16 protein-coding genes are annotated in these 23,174 nt (G+C 64.7%); 7 read left to right on the top strand and 9 right to left on the bottom strand.

Translation table 11 applies throughout. The features are described 5' to 3' along the window. Positions 1 to 362: 362 nt before the first annotated feature. A complete protein-coding gene (locus QX124_RS05535; RefSeq protein WP_315796573.1) occupies positions 363 to 3,422 on the top strand; it encodes an autotransporter domain-containing protein in 3,060 nt (1,019 codons plus the stop codon). A gap of 67 nt (positions 3,423 to 3,489) precedes the next feature. Here the strand turns inward: QX124_RS05535 and QX124_RS05530 are convergent, their stop codons facing one another. From QX124_RS05530 to QX124_RS05505, 6 genes are all read right to left on the bottom strand, one after another. After that, complete coding sequence (locus tag QX124_RS05530; RefSeq protein WP_315739008.1) at positions 3,490 to 5,010, bottom strand: tripartite tricarboxylate transporter permease; 1,521 nt, start codon at positions 5,008 to 5,010, stop codon at positions 3,490 to 3,492. Between the two features lie 119 nt (positions 5,011 to 5,129). After that, positions 5,130 to 5,672, bottom strand: coding sequence for a tripartite tricarboxylate transporter TctB family protein (locus QX124_RS05525; RefSeq protein WP_315739010.1), 543 nt, complete (start codon positions 5,670 to 5,672; stop codon positions 5,130 to 5,132). A 33-nt stretch (positions 5,673 to 5,705) separates the two neighbouring features. Next, complete coding sequence (locus tag QX124_RS05520) at positions 5,706 to 6,692, bottom strand: tripartite tricarboxylate transporter substrate binding protein (protein ID WP_315796572.1); 987 nt, start codon at positions 6,690 to 6,692, stop codon at positions 5,706 to 5,708. A 133-nt stretch (positions 6,693 to 6,825) separates the two neighbouring features. After that, positions 6,826 to 7,623, bottom strand: coding sequence for an enoyl-CoA hydratase/isomerase family protein (locus tag QX124_RS05515; RefSeq protein WP_315739012.1), 798 nt, complete (start codon positions 7,621 to 7,623; stop codon positions 6,826 to 6,828). Continuing rightward, entirely contained in the window at positions 7,623 to 8,816 is a 1,194-nt protein-coding gene (locus tag QX124_RS05510; RefSeq protein WP_315739013.1) for a pyridoxal-phosphate-dependent aminotransferase family protein, read from the bottom strand. The genes QX124_RS05515 and QX124_RS05510 overlap by 1 nt, the downstream gene beginning before the upstream one ends. Before the next feature lie 208 nt (positions 8,817 to 9,024). Continuing rightward, entirely contained in the window at positions 9,025 to 10,230 is a 1,206-nt protein-coding gene (locus tag QX124_RS05505; protein WP_315796571.1) for an alanine--glyoxylate aminotransferase family protein, read from the bottom strand. 128 nt (positions 10,231 to 10,358) lie between these two features. On the opposite strand from QX124_RS05505, the gene QX124_RS05500 reads away from it, so the two are divergent. The 5 genes from QX124_RS05500 to QX124_RS05480 all read left to right on the top strand — a co-directional run bounded on the left by QX124_RS05500 (position 10,359) and on the right by QX124_RS05480 (position 16,440). Then, positions 10,359 to 11,117: a GntR family transcriptional regulator gene (locus QX124_RS05500; RefSeq protein WP_315756112.1), complete on the top strand. Its 759-nt coding sequence runs from the start codon at positions 10,359 to 10,361 to the stop codon at positions 11,115 to 11,117. A gap of 113 nt (positions 11,118 to 11,230) precedes the next feature. Continuing rightward, the gene (locus QX124_RS05495; protein WP_315796570.1) at positions 11,231 to 14,185 is read left to right on the top strand and encodes an FAD-binding and (Fe-S)-binding domain-containing protein; all 2,955 of its coding nucleotides are present in this window, start codon (positions 11,231 to 11,233) and stop codon (positions 14,183 to 14,185) included. Positions 14,186 to 14,350: 165 nt separating this feature from the next. After that, a complete protein-coding gene (locus QX124_RS05490; protein WP_315777060.1) occupies positions 14,351 to 14,779 on the top strand; it encodes a GlcG/HbpS family heme-binding protein in 429 nt (142 codons plus the stop codon). Positions 14,780 to 14,986: 207 nt separating this feature from the next. Continuing rightward, positions 14,987 to 15,991 (top strand): SDR family oxidoreductase, encoded by a 1,005-nt coding sequence (locus tag QX124_RS05485; RefSeq protein ID WP_315739019.1) that lies wholly within the window; start codon positions 14,987 to 14,989, stop codon positions 15,989 to 15,991. 86 nt (positions 15,992 to 16,077) lie between these two features. Next, the gene (locus QX124_RS05480) at positions 16,078 to 16,440 is read left to right on the top strand and encodes a VOC family protein (protein ID WP_315756116.1); all 363 of its coding nucleotides are present in this window, start codon (positions 16,078 to 16,080) and stop codon (positions 16,438 to 16,440) included. A gap of 1 nt (position 16,441) precedes the next feature. Here the strand turns inward: QX124_RS05480 and QX124_RS05475 are convergent, their stop codons facing one another. Both QX124_RS05475 and QX124_RS05470 read right to left on the bottom strand, forming a co-directional pair. Beyond that, positions 16,442 to 17,317 carry a GNAT family N-acetyltransferase gene (locus QX124_RS05475; protein WP_315796569.1) on the bottom strand — a complete coding sequence of 292 codons (876 nt, stop codon included), beginning with the start codon at positions 17,315 to 17,317 and terminating at the stop codon, positions 16,442 to 16,444. Positions 17,318 to 17,575: 258 nt separating this feature from the next. Continuing rightward, positions 17,576 to 20,902 (bottom strand): autotransporter domain-containing protein, encoded by a 3,327-nt coding sequence (locus tag QX124_RS05470; RefSeq protein WP_315796568.1) that lies wholly within the window; start codon positions 20,900 to 20,902, stop codon positions 17,576 to 17,578. A 185-nt stretch (positions 20,903 to 21,087) separates the two neighbouring features. On the opposite strand from QX124_RS05470, the gene QX124_RS05465 reads away from it, so the two are divergent. Next, positions 21,088 to 22,296 carry a TIGR03032 family protein gene (locus tag QX124_RS05465; RefSeq protein WP_315777057.1) on the top strand — a complete coding sequence of 403 codons (1,209 nt, stop codon included), beginning with the start codon at positions 21,088 to 21,090 and terminating at the stop codon, positions 22,294 to 22,296. A gap of 97 nt (positions 22,297 to 22,393) precedes the next feature. On the opposite strand, the gene QX124_RS05460 is transcribed toward QX124_RS05465, so the two are convergent. Then, positions 22,394 to 23,173: an enoyl-CoA hydratase/isomerase family protein gene (locus QX124_RS05460; RefSeq protein WP_315796567.1), complete on the bottom strand. Its 780-nt coding sequence runs from the start codon at positions 23,171 to 23,173 to the stop codon at positions 22,394 to 22,396. Position 23,174: the final 1 nt, after the last annotated feature.

Raw genomic sequence — 23,174 nt, 5'->3', positions numbered from 1 at the left:
TCCGCAGCGTTTGAGGCAGGATCGCTGATGCCACAGCCCATGCTGCACATGGCCCGCCGCATGCGCGCCATTCGATTGCGGAACGACCACGCACAACCGGGAGCGAAGGCTGGTTCGTATCGAGTGTTGCACGACGGTCACAGGCAGCGACGAACTTAGGCCATCTCGAAATCCACCCAAAAAATCACAGTACCCGCCAAGGCGATCTTGGCTGCTCTTGACGAAATGCCGTCTGGCACGATGGGAGGCGCCTGACGGCGTCTGCATGACATGGATTCAATCGCGAAGATGCAAAGGCCGACGTGCTGATCGCAAACCGATCCGGTCCCCATACGGTCTCGCGGTCGAGGCGGTTGTGCTGGTTGTCAGCGGCCGCGCTGGTCACCCCGGTGCTTGCGGCGGCGCCAGCCATTGCGCAGGCCACCAGAGGCGGCGCCGGCGGCAGCGGCCAGGACACCTTCGCCAATGGCGGTGCCAGCTCGGCCACGGCCGTTGGAAATGTCGGCGCCAATGCACCTATTCCTACCCGAGGCGGCGGCGGTGGCGGCGCCGGCACACTCGGCGGGGCCGGCGGCAGCGATTCGACCGGTGCCGCACCGGGTGGCAGCGGCGGGATCGGTCCGGGCGCCAACGGAATAAGCGGTCAAAGCGGCTTCTCGATTCACAGCGGAGGCGGAGGTGGTGGTGGCGCACATGGCGCCGTCGTAACCACGGACACGAGCAACTCTGCAGCGGTGTCGGGCGGCAATGGTGGACGTGGCGGCGCCACCACCGGGGATTTCGGCGGTGGCGGCGGCGGCGCCGGCGGATACGGGGTGGTCGTCGATGGCAACGGGCTCACCTACAGCAATGGCAGCAGCATCACGGGAGGCAAGGGCGGCAATGGCGGCGCGGCTGCCTCGCTAAATGTCGTCGTGAATGGCTGGGGTGGCAATGGCGGCCAGGGCGGTTACGGTATCTTTCTGACGGGAAGCGGCGTCGTGCTGAACAACGCCGGCACCATCAAAGGCGGTGGCGGCGGAAATGGTGGTGAGGCGCCATCCAGCACCCAACCGAATGCGAGTGGCGACGGTGGTAGTGGTGCCGCCGGCGTCGCCTTCGCCGCGGACGGCACGCTGATCAACTCCGGCACCATCACCGGCGGCGACGCAGGCGTGGCCGGCGCGACGGATACTAGTCGCTCCGGCACGGCTGGAAGGGCCGGTGCGGGCGTCATCGGCGCCAATCTCGCGATCATCAACAGCGGCACGATCTCGCGCGGTAACGGCTTCGGATTCTTCGTGGCCCCCGCCGCCATCAGCTTCACCGGCGGCAGCAACGTGCTGGAGATCTGGGCGAGCTCGATCATCAATGGCAATGTCGTCGGCACCGGCACCGATACGTTCCGGCTCGGTGGCGCCGCGAACGGCAGCTTCGACGTTTCCACGATCGGTGCGACCGCGCAATTCCAGGGCTTCTCGAGTTTCGTGAAGACGGGCACCGCGACCTGGACGCTGACCGGCACGACGACCGAGGTTACGCCGTGGAGCATCAACCAGGGCGCGCTCGCGGTGTCATCAGATGCCAATCTCGGCGATGCTTCCGGCAGCGTGTCGTTCGGTGGCGGCACGCTGCAATATCTCGCCGGCTTCAGCTCCAACCGGACCGTGACCCTCAATGCCGGCGGCGGCACGTTCGATACCAACGGCAACAACGCGACACTCGGCGGGACGATTTCGGGCACGGGCGGGCTCACCAAGGTCGGCGTGGGCATCCTGACCTTGTCAGGCACCAGCAGCTACACCGGGGCGACGACCATCAACGGCGGCGTGCTCGACGTCGAAGGTGCGATCATGAACACCTCTGGGGTGACCGTGAATGCCGGCGGCACCCTGACGGGTGCGGGTCTCGTCGATCCCCCGATGACGGTCGGCATCAATGCCAGCGGCACGCTGGCGCCCGGCAATGGCACCGCCGGCTCGTCGATGACCATCGTCGGCAATCTCGCCTTCCAGTCCGGTGCGTACTATCTGGTGCAGCTCGATCCGACCACGGCCTCATTCGCGAGCGTCACCGGATCGGCCACCCTCGGCGGAGCCACCGTCAACGCCGTGTTCGGCACCGGCGGCGGCTATATCGACAAGCGCTACACCATCCTGACGACGAGCGGCGGCATCTCGGGCGGCTTCGGATCGGTGGTGAAGACCAACCTGCCCTCCGGCTTCAAGACCAGCCTGAGCTACGACGCCAACAACGTCTATCTCGATCTGATCCTCGCCTTCGCCGTGCCCGGCGGACTCAACGGCAATCAGAAGACGGTCGGCGATACGCTGTCGGCGTTCTTCGATCGCACCGGCGATATTCCCGTCGTGTTCGGCAAGTTGAACCAGGCGGGCCTCACGCAGGCGTCCGGCGAGAGCGCCACCGGCGTGCAACAGACCACGTTCAACGCCATGAGCCAGTTCGCCAGCCTGCTGACCGATCCCTTCGCACAACGTCAAGCCAGCGGCGGGGGCGCGATCAGCTATGCTGACACATCCCGCAAGCGCACCGATGCTTTCGCGATGCTGACTGACGACAGGCCGGCCGACTTTGCGCAGCGCTGGAATGTCTGGGCGGCGGGCTTCGGCGGCTCGCAAACGACCAGCGGCAATGCAGTCGTCGGTTCCAACGATACCACCAGCCGCATCGCCGGCACCGCCGTCGGCGTCGACTACCGGATCGCACCGCGCACGATTGCGGGCTTCGCGCTCGGCGGCGGCGGCACCAGCTTCAGCGTCAACGGCCTCGGCTCCGGCCGCTCCGATCTGTTCCAGGCCGGCGCCTATCTGCATCATCATATCGGCCCGAGCTATCTGAGAGCGGCCCTGGCCTATGGCTGGCAGGACGTCACCGCGGATCGCACCGTCACCATCTCCGGTGCCGACCGGCTGCGCGCGACCTATCAAGCCAATGCCTGGATCGGCCGCATCGAGGGCGGCACGCGCTTCGTCGCTCCCATAGGCGGCATCGGCCTCACGCCTTACGCGGCTGCGCAGGTGACGAGCCTGCGCCTACCGGCCTATGTGGAGCAGGCCATCTCCGGCACGTCGACCTTCGCGCTGAGCTACACCGGCAAGACCGTCACCGACACACGTACCGAATTCGGCCTGCGCACCGACAAGTCCTATGCGCTGGCAGACGGCGCCCTCACCTTGCGCGGCCGCCTCGCCTGGGCGCACGACTTCAATCCCGATCGTTCGGTCGCAGCGACGTTCCAGACGCTGCCGGGCGCAAGCTTCGTCGTCAACGGCGCCGCGCAGGCGCGCGACTCCGCGCTGACGACGACCTCGGTCGAGATGAGCTGGCAGAACGGCTGGAGCGCCTTGGCGACGTTCGAAGGCGAGTTCTCGAGCGTCACCCGTTCCTATGCCGGCAAGGGCAGCGTGCGCTACACGTGGTAGGAGCGGCGTAGCCGATCGAGCCGCAGGCGTCCAGCTGGCAGGGCACGGGTGATCAGCGACAACCGTACTAAGCCTCGGCCTTCGCGGCCGGCGCTCCCGACTTGCTGAAGCTCGCGATCACACGATCGATCAGCGGCCAGAACAGCAGCACGATCGCCAGCGTCGTTATGGTGCCCACCAGCCCGTTCGCCCAGAACACCTTCATGTTGCCGCCGGAGATGATCATCGACTGCCGGAACGCGTCCTCGGCACGGCTGCCGAGCACCAGCGCCAAGGTGAACGGCGCCAGCGGGATCTTGATCTTCTTGAAGACATAGCCGACGACGCCGAAGCCGAGCATCAGCCAGACGTCGAACATCGCATTCTGGATCGCGTAGGCGCCGATGGCGCAGGACACCACGATCATCGGAGCGACGGCCGCGAACGGCACGCGCAGGATCGAGGCGAAGATCGGCACGGTGGAGAGCACCAGCACGAGACCGACGACATTGCCGAGATACATCGAGGCGATCAGGCCCCAGACGAAATCCTTGTGCTCCACGAACAACAGCGGTCCGGGATTGAGACCCCAGACCATCAGGCCGCCGAGCAGGATCGCCGCGGTGCCGGAGCCGGGGATGCCGAGCGCCAGCATCGGCAGCAGCGCCGCGGTGCCCGAGGCATGCGCCGCCGTCTCAGGCGCGAACACGCCCTCGATGCGGCCCTTGCCAAAACTGTCCGGATCCTTCGAGAAGCGCTTGGCGAGGTTGTAGCCCATGAAGGAGGCGGCAATCGCGCCGCCCGGCGTGATGCCGAGCCAGCAGCCGATCACCGAGGAGCGCAGCAGGGTCATCCAATACTTCGGCAGGTCCTTCCACACCGCGAGTACGGTGCGCAGCGAGATCGACGCGGCGTGGCCGCGCAGCGCCAGGCGCTCCTCCATCGTCAGCAGGATCTCGCTGATGCCGAACAGGCCGATGACCGCGACGAGGAAGTTGATGCCGCGCAACAAATCGGTCGAGCCGAAGGTCATCCGCAACTGACCGGACACGGTGTCCATGCCGACGCCGGCGAGCAGCAGGCCGAGCGCCATCGCGATGACAGTCTTGTGCTTGTCCTCACGCCCCAGCCCGACGAACGAGCAGAAGGTCAGCAGATAGACCGCGAAGAACTCGGGCGGACCGAACCTCAGCGCGAAGGACGAGATCCAGGGCGCCAGGAAGGTGATCAGCATCACCGCGACCAGCGAGCCGATGAACGACGAGGTGAAGGCGGCTGTCAGCGCCTCCGCCGCCTTGCCCTGCTGCGCCATCGGATAGCCGTCGAAAGTGGTCGCCACCGACCACGCCTCGCCGGGAATGTTGAACAGGATCGAGGTGATGGCGCCGCCGAACAGCGCGCCCCAGTAGATGCAGGACAGCATCACGATGGCCGAGGTCGGGTCCATTGAGAAGGTCAGCGGCAGCAGGATGGCGACGCCGTTGGGCCCCCCCAGCCCGGGCAGCACGCCGACGAAGACGCCGAGCACGAGCCCAACCATCATCAGCAGCAGCGTCTTCCAGGTCAGGAGGACCGCGAACCCGTGCAGCAGCAGACCCAAGGCTTCCATGATTTCATTCCAACTGTTTCCTCGTCATTGCGAGCGCAGCAAAGCAATCCAGAGTCGAGTGCGCAGCCCTGGATTGCGTCGTCGCGTTGCTCCTCGCAATGACGGGGGAGAGACCGGTGTCAGTACCCGAACGCCGCTTCGAGTGGGCCCTTCGGCATGATCACGTCGAACACGACGTCGAAAGTCACGAACATCACGGCGCTGAACAGCAACGCCGTGAGCAGCGATTTCCAGATCGCGATCTTGCCGACGAGGCGCATGAACCCGGCGATCAGCAGGAAGCTCGCGACGTAGATGCCGAGAAACTGCATTGCGATGCAGAACAGCAGCGTCGGCACGAATACCGCCATCACGCGCCGCAGTTGCGCGCGCGTCACGAAGGTCTCGACCGCTTCCTTTCTCGACACGAAGGCGGCGCCGATCCCGTAAAGGCTGGCGCCGCCGAGGATCACCGACAGATAGAACGGGAAGTAGCCGGGCTCCGGACCGGTCGAGTCCCAGGACGCGCCGGTCCGCCAATTGTCCCAGGCGAGCACGACCGCGAGCGCGAGCAGCAGCAGCGACACCGCGACGTCGACGGTCCGGGTGGAGGTGACGGCCGGAGAATCCTCCTCTGGCGCGGTCGGATCGTCGACGGCGATCTCGAGCTCAGCGTTGGACATCGATCCTCCTCATCCCCTCGCCCCGCCCCAGCCTCACTTGGCGACGAAGCCGGCTTCCGTCATCAGCTGCTTGTTGAGCGAGCCGTCCTCTTCGAGAAACTGCAGCATGTCCTTGCCGGTGAGGAAGATCGGCTTCAGCGCCTGCTTCTCCATGTAGTCCTTGTATTCCGGCGTCTGCACCAGCTTGCTGAACAGGTCGATGTAGAACTCCTGCTGCTCCTGGGTCACCTTGCCCGGCAGGAACATGCCGCGCAGCATCAGGTATTGCACGTCCAGCCCCTGCTCCTTGCAGGTCGGAATGTCGTTCCAGGACTGCGTCTCCGTGACCTTGGTCGTGTAGGAGATGCGCTCCTTGTCGAACACGCAGAGCGGACGCACCTGGCCGGCGCGCCAGACTTCGAGATTCTCGGAAGGATTGTTGACGTTCGCTTCGGTGTGCCCGCCAACCAGTTGGGTCGCGGCCTCGCCCCCCGACTTGTAGGGCAGATAGGAGAACTTGGCGCCGGTCTTCTTCTCCATGAAGACCGTGAGCACGTGATCCTCCCGCTTGGAACCGGTGCCGCCCAACTTGAACGGAGAACTCGATGCCTTGGCGGCTTCGACGAACTCCTTCACCGTCTTCGGGCCGTTGACGTTGTCCCACAGCACGAACTGATCGAGTGCGATTACCGCGACCGGCGACAGTTCGCGCCAGTCGAACGGCAGCTTGGCCGACAGCGGCAGCATGTAGATCAGCGAATAGGCGATCAGGACCTTGTTCGGATCGCCGTCGCTGGACTTCATGTACATCAGCGCCTCGGCCCCGGACGCGCCGCCCTTCAGCGACACGACCACCGGCTGCTTCAGCAGATTGTTCTTCTGAATGGCAGCCTGCATCATCCGCGCCATCTGGTCGGATGCACCGCCGGCGCCCGCGGCGACGACAATCTCGACCGGCTTGGTCGGCTCCCAGCCGGCAAAGGCCGGCGCAGTTGCGAAAAAGGCCGCCGTCGCGGCCGCGATCTTGATGAGTTTGCGCACGTGCTTTCTTCCCCGTTCGAAGCCCCAGCTTGCATCCTACCAGGATACTGCTGGCTTATTGTGGTCAGTTCAAGAACACAAGCATGATGCGACCTCATGTTCCTCGGCATAAGGTCGCAAGCACGGCATCGGACTACTTGCCTTTCCAGTTCGGCGTACGCTTGTTGAGGAACGCCTCCATGCCTTCGCGGAAATCCTCGCTCATATAGGCGCGCAGGATCAAATCCTCGCCCTCGTCCCGCGACAGGGTCCGGCGGATGCGGCGCACGGCCTCCTTGGTGACCTCGAGGGTGATCGGCGCGTGCGAGGCGACGAGCCTCGCGGTCTCCAGCGCGCGTGTCTGCAGCGTCTCGACGTCAGGCACGATCTCGTTGAGCAGACCGAGCGCGAGCGCCTCCGGCGCCTCGACCAGCCGGGCCTTGAAGATCAGGTCCTTGGTGCGCGCCGGTCCGATCAGGGAGACCACGCGCGAGATGTTCGACATCGACAGGCAGTTGCCGAGCGTGCGCGCGATCGGAAAACCGATACGTGTCGTCTCGGTGCCGATGCGAATGTCGCAGCAGGCGGCAATGCCGGCACCGCCGCCGGTGCAGGCGCCCGCGATCGCCGCAATCACCGGCACACGGCACAGTTCGAGCGTGCCGAGCACGCGGTCGATCCGCGCCTCGTAGTCGAGCGCATCCTGCGCGGTCTTGAAGGCACGAAACTGGGAGATGTCGGTGCCGGAGGCGAAGGCCTTGTCGCCCGCGCCAGTCAGGATCAGCGCCTTGATCGACCGATCGGCGTTGATGGCCTCGCAGATCGAGGCCATCCGGTCGTACATTGCGAACGTCATCGCGTTGCGCGCCTGCGGCCGGTTGAAGGTGATCTTGGCGATGCCGTCGTCGACGGCATAGATCAGATCGTCGGAGCCGGTCACAGGTGCGTTCATCAGGCCACCTTCGGAATCGGCGCTGCCTCGCGCGCCTTCAGGACATCCATCGCCGCGAGCACGCCACCTGCACGATGCGGCACGCCAGCGAGCGCAAGGCCCATCTCGACGCCTGCAAGCGTGCCCATCAGCATCAAGTCGTTGAAGTGACCGATATGACCGATGCGGAAGACCTTGCCCTTGATCTTGTTGAGGCCGGTGCCGAGCGACATGTCGAAGTTTTCCAGCACCGTCTTGCGGAACTGATCGGCGTCATGGCCCTCGGGCATGACCACGCCGGTCAGCGCCGGCGAATGCGCCTGCGGATCCTGACACTGCGTATCCAGGCCCCAGGCCTTGACAGCAGCCCGCGTCGCAAGGCTGTGGCGGCGATGACGCGCAAACACGTTGTCGTGGCCTTCCTCCTCCAGCATCTTCAGCGCCTCGTTGAGGCCCATCAGCAGATTGCACGCCGGCGTATAGGGGAAGGTACCAAGCTTGTTGAAGGTGATGATCTCCTGCCAGTCCCAATAGGAGCGCATGCCGGGATTGGCCTTGGCGGCGGCGAGCGCCTTCTCCGAGACGGCGTTGAAGCCGAGGCCCGGCGGCAGCATCAGGCCCTTCTGCGAGCCAGCGACGGAGACGTCGACGCCCCACGCGTCGTGCTCATACTCCATCGAGCCGAGGCCAGAGATGGTGTCGACCATCAGGAGCGCCGGGTGGCCGGCCCGGTCGAGCGCCTTGCGCACCTCGAGCGGCGGCGTCAGGCAGCCGGTCGAGGTCTCGTTGTGCACGACGCAGACGGCCTTGATCTTGTGCGCCTTGTCATCGACCAGACGCTGCTCGATCGCCGCAATGTCGGCGCCATGGCGCCAGTCGCCGGGGATGAAGTCGACGTCGAGCTTGAACTTGTCGGCGATGCCACGCCACAGCACCGCGAACTGGCCGGTCTCGGCCATCAGCACCTTGTCGCCAGGCGCGAGCGTGTTGACGATCGCGGCTTCCCACGCGCCGGTGCCCGACGACGGATAGATGATCACCGGCTGCTTGGTGCGGAAGATTCGCTGCGATGCAGTCAGCACGGCGAAGCCGAGCTCGGCGAACTCGGGACCGCGATGGTCCAGCGTCGGCATATCCATCGCGCGCAGCACGCGGTCGGGCACGTTGGTCGGCCCCGGAATCTGAAGAAAATGCCGTCCTGTGTGCACAGTCATTGGCGTCCGTCCCCGGTCATTTGGTTGGTGCGCGGGCGTGGCATCCCACGCGCTGGCCGCGCTTTTCTCCCGCCAGACCGCTGGCGTCAACAAAGAAGACGCAAGCACCGATCGCTTCGGGCTGACATCCCTCAGATGCACACGAATCCCCTTCTCCTGTGCAGTGCGGCATAGCGGGACGTCCCAGCTTGCTGCACGCGATTTGGCCTCATTTCACCGCAGCCAGATGGCGCGGCGCATTGCCCTCCAATGGCTCTCCAAGCAGCGCCATCGCGGCATCGACGCCGCCGGCACGATGCGGCACGCCGGCCGCACGCAGCCCCATCTCGACACCGCTCAGCGCAGCCACCAGGGTCAGCGCGTTGCACTCGCCGAGATGGCCGATGCGGAACACCTTGCCCGCGACCTTGGACAGGCCCGAACCGAGCGACATGTTGTAGTTGTCGAGCACGACCTGACGGAACTGATCCGCGTCATGGCCCGGCGGCATCAGCACGGCGGTCAGCACCGGAGAGAAATCCTTCGGCTCCTGGCACAGCACCTCCAGGCCCCAATGCTCGACGGCGGCGCGGGTCGCGGCCGCAAGCCTGAGGTGGCGCGCGAACACCTGATCGAGACCCTCCTCGAGCAGCATCGCAATCGCTTCACGCAGACCGTAGAGCAGGTTCGTCGCCGGCGTGTAGGGGAAGAAGCCGTTCGCGTTCAGCTTCAGCATGTCTTCCCAGTCCCAGAACGAGCGCGGCATCTTGTTGGCCTTGGCAACAAGGCGCGCCTTGTCCGAGATGGCGTTGAAGCCGAGCCCCGGCGGCAGCATGAAGCCCTTCTGGGAGCACGACACGGCGACGTCGACCTTCCACTCGTCGAATCGGAAGTCGGCCGAGGCGAGACCAGAAATCGTGTCGACCATCAGCAGCGCCGGATGCTTGGCGCGGTCGATCGCGGCGCGCACCTCGCCGATCCGGCTGGTCGCGCCGGTCGAGGTTTCGTTGTGCACGACCATCACCGCCTTGAGCCGATGACCGGCGTCGGCAACCAGCTTCTCCTCGATGACGGCAGGATCGACGCCACGGCGCCAGTCGCCGGGAATGAAATCGACCTCGATTCCCCACCGCGCCGCCATCTGCCGCCACAGCGTGGCGAAGTGGCCGGTCTCGACCATCAGCACCTTGTCGCCCGGCGACAGCGTGTTGACGATGGCGGCCTCCCAGGCGCCGGTGCCCGAGGACGGATAGATGACTACCGGGCTCGTGGCCTTGAAGATCGCCTGCGAGCCACCGAGCACGGCCTTGCCGAGTTCGGCGAACTCGGCGCTGCGGTGATCGATCACCGGCATGTCCATCGCCCGCAGCACCCGCTCGGGCACCGGACTTGGGCCCGGAATATGCAAGAAATGACGGCCTTGGGGACGGGTCACGACAGAGCTCCGGGCGACGACGGCATTCTGGCACCAATGATTGCATTCAATTATTCAGCATGCAAGAGATTAAACGTATTCACACACAAGGTCGACCACATCTGTAACTATCGCTACAATGGGGTGAAATGAATTCCACGATTCCCGATATCGAGACGCCACCATTGGCAGATCCAAGTGGTCGACCTGCGCCTGCGCGGGACGAGACCTCGCTGCATGACGAGATCCTGGCACGGCTGCGCGACTACATCGTCGAGGGCCACGTCGCCGACGGCGGCCGCCTGTCCGAGCGCCAGCTTTGCGAAATGCTGGGGGTGTCCCGCACTCCCTTGCGCGAAGCGCTCAAGGTGCTCGCGGCCGAAGGCCTGGTCGAGCTGCTGCCCAATCGCGGCGCTCGGGTGCGCCCGCTCAGCGCCGCCGACATCCACGAATTATTCGACCTGATGGGAGGCCTGGAAGGGCTCGCCGGCCGCCTCGCCTGCGAGAAGATTTCGGATGAAGCGATCGAAAAAATCGAGCAGTTTCATCATGATATGTACGGGTTTTACATGCGGCAGGACATGCAGGGCTATTTCCGCATGAACCAGCTCATCCACCGCGCGATCGTGGATGCCGCCGCCAACGCCACCCTTCATGCGACCTATGAGAGCCTGGCGGGCCGCATCCGGCGGGTGCGCTTCTCGGCCAATTTCGCCCGCAAGCGCGAACGCTGGAGCGAGGCCATGCGCGAGCATGAGCTGATCCTCGACGCCCTGCGCCGGCGCGCCGGAAGCGAGCTGTCCGACATTCTGTTTCAACATCTGCGCAACAAGGGCGCGGCCGCGATCGCCTACTTCGGCGAGAGTCAGCCGCCAACGGCGGGAAGTAAGCCGGACAAGGTCGAATGACGCCCAGGATTGCGCAAATTTGCATGCAATCAGATTGACGCATTTGCAGAAATGAATGACACGGGGCTCAAGAGGGCCCGCCAGACGACAGCCGGGCCCGACCAGGGATCACCATGCCGAACGCCAAAGCCGGTCCGTCCAGGCTCGAACAGAAGCTCCGCGCCGAGATTGCAGGCGGCGTCTTCTTCGACCGCTTCAGCCGTGGCCGCTACGCCACCGACGCCTCGTTCTACCAGATCATCCCGGCCGGCGTGGTCGTGCCGCGCACGATGGACGAGGCACTGCGTACGCTCGCCCTCGCCCGCGACGACGGCCGCATCGTCACCCCGCGCGGCGGCGGCACCTCGCAATGCGGCCAGACCGTCAACGAGGGGATCGTCGTCGACTTCTCCAAGCACCTGAACCGCATCGTCTCTCTCGACGTCGAGGCTCGGACCTGCGTGGTCGAGCCGGGCATCGTGCTCGACGACCTCAATCGCCAACTCAAGCAGCACGGCCTGTGGTTTCCCGTCGACGTCTCGACGGCGTCGCGTGCCACGATCGGCGGCATGGCCGGCAACAATTCCTGCGGCGGCCGCTCGCTGCGCTACGGCACGATGCGCGACAACACCATCGCGATCGACGCGGCGCTCGCCGACGGCACGCTGGCGCATTTTGGCGAGGTGCCGCGAGACCTTCGTGACGTCAGCGCGCCGGACAGCGCTCACGTGCTGTTTCGCGACATGCTTGCGCTGGGCGAGCGCGAGGCCGCGGAGATCGCCGACAAGTTTCCCAAGGTGCAGCGCCGCGTCGGCGGCTACAATCTGGATGCGCTGACGCCGCGCAACGCCGCCAACAACCTGGCCCATCTGCTCGTCGGCTCCGAAGGCACCCTCGCCTTCTCCACCCGCATCGAGCTCAAGCTGTGGCCCCTGATCCGCACCAAGGTGCTCGGCGTCTGCCATTTCGGCAGCTTCTACGCGGCCATGGACGCGGCTCAGCACCTTGTGAAGCTGAAGCCGATCGCGGTCGAACTGGTGGACCGCACCATGATCGGGCTTGGACGCGACATCGCGATGTTCCAGCCAGTGATCGCCGCCGCCGTGCGCGGCGACCCCGACGCCATCCTGGTGGTAGAGTTCGCCGAAGAGACAACGGACGAGAACCTCGCCAAGCTGAAGCAGCTCTCCGAGTTGATGGGCGACCTCGGCTTCGCCTGGAGCAACGAGCCGCGCAAATGGGGCGGCGTGGTCGAGATATCAGACCCTGCCCTGCAGACCGCGGTCGCCGACTTCCGCGCCGCCGGCCTCAACGTGATGATGTCGATGAAGGAGGCCGGCAAGCCGGTGTCGTTCGTCGAGGACTGCGCCGTGCCGCTGCCGCATCTCGCCGACTACACCGCACGGCTCAACGATGTGTTCGCGAAGCACGGCACGCGCGGCACCATGTATGCGCACGCCTCCGAAGGCTGTCTGCACGTTCGCCCGGTGCTGAACCTGAAGCTGGAGAAGGACGTCAAGGCGATGCGGGCCATCGCCGAGGAAGCCTTCGCCATGGTGCGCGAGTACAAGGGATCGCATTCCGGCGAGCACGGCGACGGCATCGTGCGCTCGGAATTCCACGAACAGATGTTCGGCAGCCGCATCGTCGCCGACTTCAAGGAGGTCAAGCAGCGCTTCGACCCCGGCAATGTGCTCAATCCCGGCCGCATCGTCGATCCGCCCAAGATGGACGACCGCTCGCTGTTCCGCTATCCGCCGGACTATCGCATCGATGATCTCAAGACCGTGCTCGACTGGTCGGCCTATCCCGGCGCCGCCGGCGGTTTCCAGGGCGCGGTCGAGATGTGCAACAACAACGGCGCCTGCCGCAAGCTCGACGGCGGCGTGATGTGCCCGTCCTATCGCGCCACCCGCGACGAGAAGGATGTCACGCGCGGCCGCGCCAATACGCTGCGGCTCGCGATCTCCGGCCAGCTCGGTCCCGGCGCGCTGTCGTCTGACGAGATGATGGAAACGCTGAAGCTGTGCGTGTCCTGCAAGGCCTGTCGCCGCGAGTGTCCGACCGGCGTCGACATGGCCAAGATGAAGATCGAGGTGCTGGCAGCGCGGGCAACGACGCATGGTCTTACGCTGCGTGACCGGCTCGTCGCCTACCTGCCGCGCTACGCCGATCTCGTCGCCCGCGTCGCGCCGCTCGTGAACCTGCGCAATCATGTTGCGCCCCTGCGCGTGCTGATGGAGCGCGTCGCCGGCATCAGCGCCAAGCGCAAGCTGCCGGCCTTCCGCACCGACACCTTCCGCGTCGAGGCCGACGCGTTCGGTCCGGCTGATGGCCGTGAGGTCGTGCTGTTCGGCGACACCTTCAACCGCGTCTATGAGCGCGAAAATCTCGACGCCGCGCTGCGCGTGCTGATCGCGGGCGGCTACCGCGTCTACGTTCCCAAGCCCGCCGATGGCGGCCGGGCGCTGTGCTGCGGCCGGACGTTCCTGTCCGCCGGTCTGGTCGACGAAGCCAAGTCCGAGCTGCAGCGCCTGGTCGAGACCTACGCGCCGTTCGCAGCGCGCGGCGTGCCGATCATTGGCCTGGAGCCAAGCTGCCTGCTGACGCTGCGCGACGAGCTGCTGTCGCTACGCGACGATACCGCCGCGAAGACGATCAGCGCGCACGCGCTGCTGCTGGAAGAGTTTCTGGCGCGCGAGGCAGAGGCCGGACGGCTCGCGCTGCCGCTCGCCCCCCTGCCCGGCAAGGCGCTGCTGCACGGCCATTGCCATCAGAAATCCTTCGCCGCCTTCAAGCCTGTCGAGCAGGTGCTGCGACTCATTCCGGAGCTCACGGTCGAGACCATCGAATCCTCCTGCTGCGGTATGGCCGGCGCGTTCGGCTATGGCGCGGAGACCTACGAGGTCTCGCTGCAGATGGCGGAGGCGTCGCTGCTGCCTGCGGTACGCAAGGCAGAAGCTTCGACCTTCATCGTCGCCAACGGCACCTCCTGCCGCCACCAGATCCAAGACGGCGCCGGTCGCGGCGCCGTGCACGCTGCGCAGCTCCTGGCGATGAGCCTGGAGCGGACGCAGATGCGTTCTTGATTCACGAGGTCGGAACGCCGCGGAGCATGATCTCAATGTTCGTCATTGCGAGGAGCGAAGCGACGAAGCAATCCAGACCTTTTCTTTCACCCTGGATTGCTTCGCTTCGCTCGCAATGACGGATGACCTAGCCAACTTGGCATCACAAAGCACAAGGACACCGACATGGCCGATCTCTCGCTCGACACCGCCCGCAAGATCCTCGACGCCACGCTCGCGAAGGGCATCGAGAAGAAGTTCAAGCCGCTCGCTGTGATGGTGCTCGACGCGCGCGGCTGCCTGAAGGCCGCCGCCGCGCAGGACGGCACCAGCCTGATGCGGGCCGAGGTCGCGCACGGCAAGGCCTACGGCGCACTCGCGCTCGGCCTCGGCTCCCGCGCCCTGTTCCAGCGCGCCCAGGAGCAGGCCTATTTCATCGACGCCGTGAACACGCTGGCCCAGGGCCGCATGGTCCCGGTGCCCGGCGGCGTGCTGATCATGGACGGCACGACGCTCGTCGGCGCCGTCGGCGTCTCCGGCGACACTTCGGACAATGACGAGATCTGCGCCGTCGCCGGCATCGAAGCCGCCGGCCTCAAGGCCAATCCGGGCTGAGCTCCGGTCGCACCGGCAAGGCTCAGCGAGCTTTTCTGTCCCACAATCTCCGGGGGGCTGGCCTGCCCTCTCGGAGCCTGATGGATCGCGCGTCGAAGTCCACGGCTCCGATAACGGCTGACGGAGAATTCATTCGGCCGGCTTGACCGGCCCGAAACATTGCCGGCCGCAGCACGTTTGTACGACGGGGCGCGTGGAGAACCGGACATGCCTCGCAGACCAGCTCGCACCATCATCATCACGGGCGCCTCCGCCGGCGTCGGCCGCGCCATCGCAAAACGCTTCGGCGAGGCCGGCGACCGCGTCGGCCTGATCGCGCGTGACGAGGATGCGCTGCGCGACGTCCAGCGCGAGCTGCAGGCGCGGTTTGCCCATGCCGAATACGAGGCGGTCGATGTCGCCGACGCGCAGGCGCTGTTCGAGGCCGCCGAACGGCTCGAGCAGCGCCTGGGTCCGGTCGACATCTGGATCAATGACGCCATGGAGACGGTGTTCTCGACCGTGGCCGACATCACGCCGGAGGAGTTCCGCCGCGTCACCGAGGTCACCTATCTCGGCTTCGTGCACGGCACGATGGCGGCGCTGCGCTCGATGCGCCGGCACGGCGAAGGCCGCATCATTCAGATCGGCTCGGCGCTCGCCTATCGTGGCATTCCGCTGCAGGCGGCCTATTGCGGCGCCAAACATGCGATCCGGGGCTTCACCGACTCGCTGCGGGCCGAGCTGATGCACGAGCGCTCAGGCATCACGCTCAGCATCGTCGACCTGCCCGCGGTGAACACACCGCAATTCGACTGGGCTCGCGCGCACCTTGCGCATACGCCACGACCAATGGGCCGGCCGGTGGAGCCCGAGGTGATCGCGGACGCCGTCTATCGCGTCGCCGACGGCGGCTTCCGCGAATATTGGATCGGCTGGCCGACACTGCTCACGATCCTCGGTAACGCCGTCGCGCCCGCTTTGCTCGACCGCTACCTCGCTGCCAAGGCGATCGCCGGGCAACAGACCGACGTACCGCTGGTGCCCGATCGCACCGACAATCTCGACCGTCCCGTGACGCGCCTACACCGCACCCGCGGCTCCTTCAGCCAGGGCGCGGCGCAGCGGGCGATGCTCGTGCCGGGGGATGTCGCGCGCGCGGCGACCATTGCGCTCGGCGCGGCGGTGTTCTTCGCGCTGGGCGCTGTGATGAGCCGGCGGCGCTGGCGCTGAATTCGTCACGACCCGGCCGCCCTTGCGTGCCAACTGTGATCTGAGCTTCTCTATGGCGCGGCTTCCACACGGCGAGGAGCGCCTCCATGACCATCGAGAGCATCAGCGCGATTACGATTGCCACCCACGACATGACGCGCGCGGTCGCGTTCTATCGCGCGCTCGGCTTCGACGACATCGCCCATGGCGGCGCCCACACGTCGTTCACGAGCTTCCGTGTGGGCTCCGGCTTCCTCAACCTGATCGCCATGTCCAGGGAGAAGCAGTGGAGCTGGTGGGGCCGCATCATCTTCCACGTCGCCGATGTCGACGCCGTCTACGCCAAGGCGCTGGCCGCTGGCTTTGCCCCCTCGACCACGCCCTGCAATGCCGAATGGGGCGAGCGCTATTTCCACCTCACCGATCCCGACGGCCACGAACTGAGCTTCGCGCGGCCGCTCGGACGGTGAGTTAGCCGAGTTCGAAGGTGGTGACACCGAACACCCGGTCGATCCGGAGCGGCGGGATCGGCCCGGTGTACATGCGCGCGGTCTCGAACACCGGCTTCAGGCCGAGGCTCTCGGCGAGCGCCACCGCCTCCGGATTGATCGCGGGCACGTCGAGGAACACCTCGGAGTCGCCGGCTGCGCTCAGCAGCGCCGACACCACGGCCTCGGCATCGGCACGCTTTTCCGCAATCAGCGGACCGATTTTGTAGCCCGCACGGCACGGACGGATCACACCCCAGGCGGCTAGCGTACCGTCGCGGATCAGCGCCCGGCCGACATGACCGGGCGTGTCGATCCAGGCCCGCAGGAATGCCCGGCGCGGGGCGGGAAATACGGTCGCATCTGACGCTTCGATGTCGGAAAGCGGCACATCGGCAAGAGCGACGATACCTGATCGATCCGCCGATTGCAGCAAGGCGGCGGATCGTCCCCCGTAGCGGATATTGGCATACGCGTAGCTGAAGCCGGATTTCCGATAGTTGTCCTGCTGCGCGACCACGCCATCGAGTCCGACAATGCGCGATCCCGCATGCGCCATCGCCGCCTGCCAGAGCCGCAAGCCGTAGCCGCGCCCGCGCAGCTCGGGACGCACCATGTAGAATCCGAGAAAGGCGAACCGGTCGTCATAGTTCACGCAGGACACGGTCGCGACCGGCACGCCGTCGCGCTCGGCGACGAGGAAGCCGTCGGGGTCGACCTCTGCGAAGCACGTCGCATCGGACAACCCGGGATTCCACCCCTCGGCTGCCGCCCAGTCGATCGCGAGCCCGATCTCGTCCGGCCGCATCGGCCGGATGTGCAGGCCATCAGCGTCGGGATGTCCGGCGGGTCGTGTCATGTTCCCCTCGATCCGAATGCCGCACCATCCGTCAATCATGACGCCGCGCGAACCTCAGGGCAACCTACGCGGCCAATGCTGCTGTGAGGTTTCAGTCTCGAATGATGATCGTCCAAGCGCGCTGTTCATCTGCTGCAAGGACAAGCCAGGCGGCACTCAAATGTGCGCTGCGCATTCGCAGCCAAATGATAGGCAGGTCTCGATGAGACGCTGATCGCCTCGCGCATCCGCTGTCCGGATATCTTTCCCCAGATAGAGCTAGAATTGAACTTTGATGTGCCCCTCGATCGAGTGATCCTGGCTGCTCCTCGAAAGATTGCCGCGATAGGACACTCCCATGACAGTATTGGCGCTTGTGCGCAGATCCAGGGCGGTCTGCACCAGGGCGGCATCCCGAGCGAGCGGCAGCCCTGCAATGTCAAATGCAACGCCGGTGCTTCTGAAAAGCAGGTGGTCTTCCGGCTTGAGCTGGCCGAAACCGTGTTGCCAAGCGAGCGATGCTGACGGCTTGAGCGCCATTCCGTCCGATAATGCAATCAGCGCCGACGCGCGCGCTCCGATCGTCGTATAACCTACGTCCTCCTCGCGCGATGAGCCGGAAAGTGCGGCGACGTCACCGGCCTCATCGAAGCCATTGGTATGGAGATGGATCCAGGACCAACCTGCAAATGGCTCCACAAGAGCATCCGCGAGGTTCAGATCATAACCAATCTCACCAAATAGTTGTGAGCTGAACGCGCCATAACGCCCGGTCGCCCGTTCGAAAAAACCCGGATAGCTGATCGAGCGAGCGCTCCCAATCGTGCTGAAGCTCAGAAGTGCCCCCGAGCGGACGTTCCAGGCACCCACGTCAAAGCCAGTATAGACGGCTAGATATGCGCTATCGATATCGGCCGAGCTCGCACGGGCATCGATGCTCGTCCTCGAATTGGTGTAGCCGACCGCGACGCCTGCCCGCCAGTTGTCGCCCAGCCGCCCATCTACTCCGCTGAAGAAACCGCTCAGGCGTCGGCTCATACCAGCAGCATTGCCGTCACCATGAGCCATGCCCCAAGCCCCCACTCCCTGAGCCCACCAGCCAATATCCCGCGATGTGGACGCGTTGGCCGACGACGGAATGCTGCCGGTGTGGAGAATGCGCCTGTCCGTATCGGCGGCGTAGGCCAGATGCTTCGGCGAGGATAGATCGACATCGCCGTAGATCACGGCTGGACCACCGGAGCCGAAACTCGCAAACGGCCCAAAACGGTCCTCAAAGGAAGTTTGACGCAAGCGTCCGAGGACGGCGTCCCGGGCGAAATAACCGTCTTCGACGAGGGACGTCCGTGCGCTGGCATGAAGTTCGCCCGACAGCGCGTCGAACGCCTGTTGCGCGCCGGGCGCTGTCTGGAAGATCACGCTGCCGAAGAGCCGGCTATCCGGCGAGCTCTCCTGGAGAGCGGTGGCTACGGCCAGCTGGTTTGCCGTCCGCGCGACGCTCGGAAAGAACGTCGACTGAGTCAACGAGAGGAACACGTTGTTGGCATCATAACTCAGGCTGGGAAACAGGAACGCAGAGTTGCTGCTCACCCCAGAGAAGGCACCACTGATGCCATCGGCGGCATTGAGGATACTGTAGGTGGTACGGAAGGCATAGGCACCGTTCTGCGGCAGGACGACGACATTGCCATTGAGTCTTGCCGTGCCGGTCGCCACGATCCGGTCTGCCGCCCCGGACGCGTTGGTCTCGACTTCGTAGGTGGAGCCAGAGGCAAAGGATACGTCGCCAGAGACATTAAGCGTCCCGATCGCATTGCCTGGAGAAACGACTCCCCTGCTCGCGACAGCGAGGCCGCCGATCGTGCCATTGCCCATGAGCCGGGCCCCGGAGTTGACGAACACGGTCGATGCGAGCTCCCCTGTGACGTCCAGTATCCCGCTGTTGATGAACGTCGGGCCTGTGTAGCTACTATGCCCGCTCAGGACGAGCGTGCCACTGCCGCTTTGCTCGAGGGCACCAGAGCCTGAGATCGTTCCACCGAAGGTGTAACCGTCGGAATGATTGAAGGCCAAGATTCCGTTGTCGATCACGTCGCCGACGATCGAGCCGCTGGTACCGCCATTGCCGAGTTGCAGTGTGCCCGCGCTGACGATGGTGCCGCCGGTATAAGTGTTCGCACCGGAGAAGATGGTGGTGCCGGAGCCAAGCTGTTGGAATGTTCCGGTGCCCGAAATGATGCCACCGAACGTGTAGCTGTCGGAACGATTGATCGCGAAGATGCCGTTGTCAGTGACGTTGCCGCCGATCGAGCCGGCGCTGCCGCCATTCCCGAGTTGCAGTGCGCCGCTATTCACTGTGACTGAGGTGTTTGGCATGTTTCCGTCGACCTCGAGCAGGCCGCCATTCACGGTAAAGCTGGAGATGAGCGGAGTGGTGCCGGTAAGCGTCCAGTGGCTGCTGCCCTCCTTGAGAAACGTCCCGAAGCCCTGGTATTGCAGGCCGGCACCGATCGTTGCGACGTTGAAGCTCGCTGTACCAGTGCCGCCCAGTGCAAGGGTGTCGCTGCCGCCGCCGAAAACGTTGCCGTTGATCGCAGCGGTTGGATAGAGCTCAAGCCGGTTCGCCGAACCATGAAACCGAACGGCGCCGCCCGCACCGCCATCTAGCGTACCGGCCACAGTGAGAGTGGTAGGGCTGACGACGAAGCTCGATGTATCAATGGCGAAACCATCCGCTCCCGTACCATTCGAGGTCACGTGGCTTCCGGCGCCGATCGTAATCGCAATTGATCCGCTCGTTCCGCTTCTCGCATATATGCCCGTCGTATTGGTTCCTGTGACGTCGCCAGCGACGGCGATCTTTACCGCGCCATTGCCATCGCTCCGCGCGAAGATGCCGCTCTCCTGGCCGCTCACGGTAGTTCCGGCGGCTGTGGTCACCGTGACATCTGCGTTCCCTCTCGCGAGAAGAGCGAAATCGCTGCCGGTCGTGCCGGCGGCCGTGACGTCACCGTTGACCGTCACGGTCGTCGATCCAGTGCCGTAGTTGCGGCTCAGAATTCCGTAGCGCGCGCCGCGGACGTTGGAGCCTGCGCCGGTTGTCACGGTCAGATCAGTGCCGAAATTGATCGCCACGATTCCCCGCGATACCGAGGTTGTGCCCGTGCTTACGACATCGCCGTTGGTCGTGATGCTGAGCGCGCCGGTGCCCTGGTTGCGGCCCCGAATGCCGTAGTTGAGGGCGGTGATATCACCGTTGGTATTCACTGTGATGCTGCCCGGAACGCCGGCTGTCGTCGTCATATTGAGTCCGTTGCCGGCGGTCGCAGTAAACGGAGAGAAGTTCGTATCGGTGTATGAAAGGTTGCCGGCGCCGGTGATCGTCAGAGCATTCGAGGAGACGGTCGTAATGCGGAATCCCGATAGCGCAGTCACGTGAGCGTTGGCGCCCGAAATCGTCTGGGCGGTGCTGGCCGCCGAGCATTCCCAATTGGAACCGCCCACATTGGCGCAAGCAGCGTAGACCCGGCGGCTATAGCCGAAAACTGCGCCCACCAGCATCGAAGACGACAGCACCAACTGCCGGCATGGAAACCTGTCGGACAAGCGCCGCCCTCCTCCTTTGGGCTGGGAAACTCAACCTTTATATGTCAAGAATTACTGGACAACCAGAAGATGATGGCACATCGACCAAAAAGTCTTAAGCCGTTCCCGTCTTTCGAGGCACTCTCCTAGGCCGCGCTGAAGAGGCCTGCCTCTTGTCGGGTTCACCGCCGTTTGGAGAAGCATCCATGGGCCGTCGTGACGACGTACCGACATTCGAATCAAACGAGATTCTGCCAGCCGATCGAACTTGCGTACGCCTTCCCGCGGAACAGGTTGGCCAGGCCGGCAGTGAAGCGGTTCGGTATTCCATGTCACCCGGACTGCCCGGCTTTCTTGGTTCTCAGCGCATCGCCATCGCGGGTTCGTCCTATCAATCCGGCAAATTCTATTTCCTGGGTCAGAATGCCGACGGCGGGCTCTTGGTCCACGAGCGCCTCTTTCACAAGGCCATGGGAATCTGCGTCGTGGACAGCGATACGATCCTGCTCGCCACGATGTTCCAGATCTTGAGATTCAGGAACGTACTTGCGCCCGGGCAGCAGATCAACGATCTGCACGATGCCTGTTATGTCCCGCGCCAGATCTTCACCACTGGCGAGCTCGATGTTCATGACGTGGGGATGCTGAGCGACGGCCGCATCGTCTTCGTCAACACGCTTTACAATTGTCTTGCCTCTACATCGGAACGGCACAGCTTCACGCCGCTGTGGAAGCCTTCCTTCATTTCGAAGATCGTCAAGGAGGACCGATGTCATCTGAACGGACTTGCCATCGAAGACGGCGCCCCGCGCTACGTTACGGCGATCAGCAGATCGGACACCGTCGACGGCTGGCGCGACCGTCGTTCCGATGGCGGCATCGTCATCGACGTGCACTCCAATGAGATAGTGATCGATGGTCTCTCGATGCCTCATTCCCCTCGGCTCTATCGCGGGAGATTGTGGGTGCTCAACTCGGGCACGGGGGAGATCGGATGGATCGAGCGTTCAGCAGCCGGCGCGACGTTCCACGTTCTGGCATTCTGTCCCGGCTTCGTGCGCGGGCTCGCGTTTTTCGGCAACTATGCCTTCGTTGGCTTGTCGAAACCTCGCTATGAGCGTTTCGAGGGTCTCGCACTGGATCGCAGGTTGGCCGAAACCGATTCTGAACCGTGGTGCGGAATCCAATTGATCAATCTCGACACCGGTGCCTGCGAAAACTGGTTTCGGATTGATGGGGCGGTAGCCGAATTCTACGATCTGGGCGTTGTGCCAGACGTGATACGACCAATGGCGATCGGCTTCGCCAACAACGAGATCCTTGATCTCGTCACCCACGATCCGATGGATCCCGCTCAGAGCGCTTGGCCTGTGCATGAACGAGCGCCGGGAATTGGGTCCCCGAGGCGCGCGTAAAGCTGCGCGCTAGCCGAGGAACGAGCGATGCTCCGCCTTCGCGGAGCATGACAGCTGGAACAACAGAGCCGCCGTCAAGCGATCCACCTGCCGCGCGCTACTTCCCCGGCCACACCGGCTTGCGCTTCTCGGCGAACGCCTTCAGGCCTTCCTTGGCGTCCTCGGTCATCGCCAAGAGCGCGATCTGGCTTTCGAGATAGGCGATCGCCTCGTCGAACGACATCGACGCGATGGCGCGCATGGCGTATTTGCCGCGGCGGATGGCGGTCGGCGACTTGTCGACGATGCGGCCGATCAGCCACTCGATCTTGGCATCGAGCTCGGCGGCGGGAACAACATGGTTGAGCAACCCCGCAGCCTGTGCAGCCTTGGCATCGAACGGCTCGCCCGTCAGCGCCCATTCGTTGACGAGTCGCGGTGGCGCGATGCTCTGCAACAGGCTCAGCACCTGCATCGGGAACACGCCGACCTTGACCTCCGGCAGGCCGAAGATGACGTGATCGGCCGCGACCGCCATGTCGGTCATGCACAACAGCCCCATGCCACCGGCCATGCAGACGCCGCCGACGCGCGCGATCGCGGGCTTGGTGGCATTCTGCGACAGCCTGAGCAAATCGGCGTAGTCGACATTGGGGCGGGAGAAATCCATCGCAAAGGCCGCGCCCGAGTTCTGCAGGTCGGCGCCCGCACAGAATGCCTTGTCTCCCGCGCCGGTCAGCACGATCACGCGAACCTGCGGATCGTCATGCGCCTGGCGATAGCCGCGCGAGATCCGGGCGATGACGTCACCATTCAGCGCGTTGCGCTTCTCTGGACGATTGATGGTGATCCAGAGGGCCTGCCCGCGCTTGTCGAGAATCACGCTGTCGTCGGTCATC

Source organism: Bradyrhizobium sp. SZCCHNRI3043 (assembly GCF_032377735.1).
GTDB lineage: Bacteria > Pseudomonadota > Alphaproteobacteria > Rhizobiales > Xanthobacteraceae > Bradyrhizobium.
The sequence above is the reverse complement of the archived record's forward strand: the minus strand, read 5'-3'. Positions and strand labels throughout refer to the sequence as shown.

Coding starts and splice junctions, on each gene's coding strand:
- QX124_RS05530 (WP_315739008.1), bottom strand. CDS start 5,010: ATGGAAGCCTTGGGTCTGCTGCTGCACGGGTTCGCGGTCCTCCTGACC.
- QX124_RS05525 (WP_315739010.1), bottom strand. CDS start 5,672: ATGTCCAACGCTGAGCTCGAGATCGCCGTCGACGATCCGACCGCGCCA.
- QX124_RS05515 (WP_315739012.1), bottom strand. CDS start 7,623: ATGAACGCACCTGTGACCGGCTCCGACGATCTGATCTATGCCGTCGAC.
- QX124_RS05510 (WP_315739013.1), bottom strand. CDS start 8,816: ATGACTGTGCACACAGGACGGCATTTTCTTCAGATTCCGGGGCCGACC.
- QX124_RS05500 (WP_315756112.1), top strand. CDS start 10,359: ATGAATTCCACGATTCCCGATATCGAGACGCCACCATTGGCAGATCCA.
- QX124_RS05495 (WP_315796570.1), top strand. CDS start 11,231: ATGCCGAACGCCAAAGCCGGTCCGTCCAGGCTCGAACAGAAGCTCCGC.
- QX124_RS05490 (WP_315777060.1), top strand. CDS start 14,351: ATGGCCGATCTCTCGCTCGACACCGCCCGCAAGATCCTCGACGCCACG.
- QX124_RS05485 (WP_315739019.1), top strand. CDS start 14,987: ATGCCTCGCAGACCAGCTCGCACCATCATCATCACGGGCGCCTCCGCC.
- QX124_RS05480 (WP_315756116.1), top strand. CDS start 16,078: ATGACCATCGAGAGCATCAGCGCGATTACGATTGCCACCCACGACATG.
- QX124_RS05475 (WP_315796569.1), bottom strand. CDS start 17,317: ATGACACGACCCGCCGGACATCCCGACGCTGATGGCCTGCACATCCGG.
- QX124_RS05465 (WP_315777057.1), top strand. CDS start 21,088: ATGGGCCGTCGTGACGACGTACCGACATTCGAATCAAACGAGATTCTG.
- QX124_RS05460 (WP_315796567.1), bottom strand. CDS start 23,173: ATGACCGACGACAGCGTGATTCTCGACAAGCGCGGGCAGGCCCTCTGG.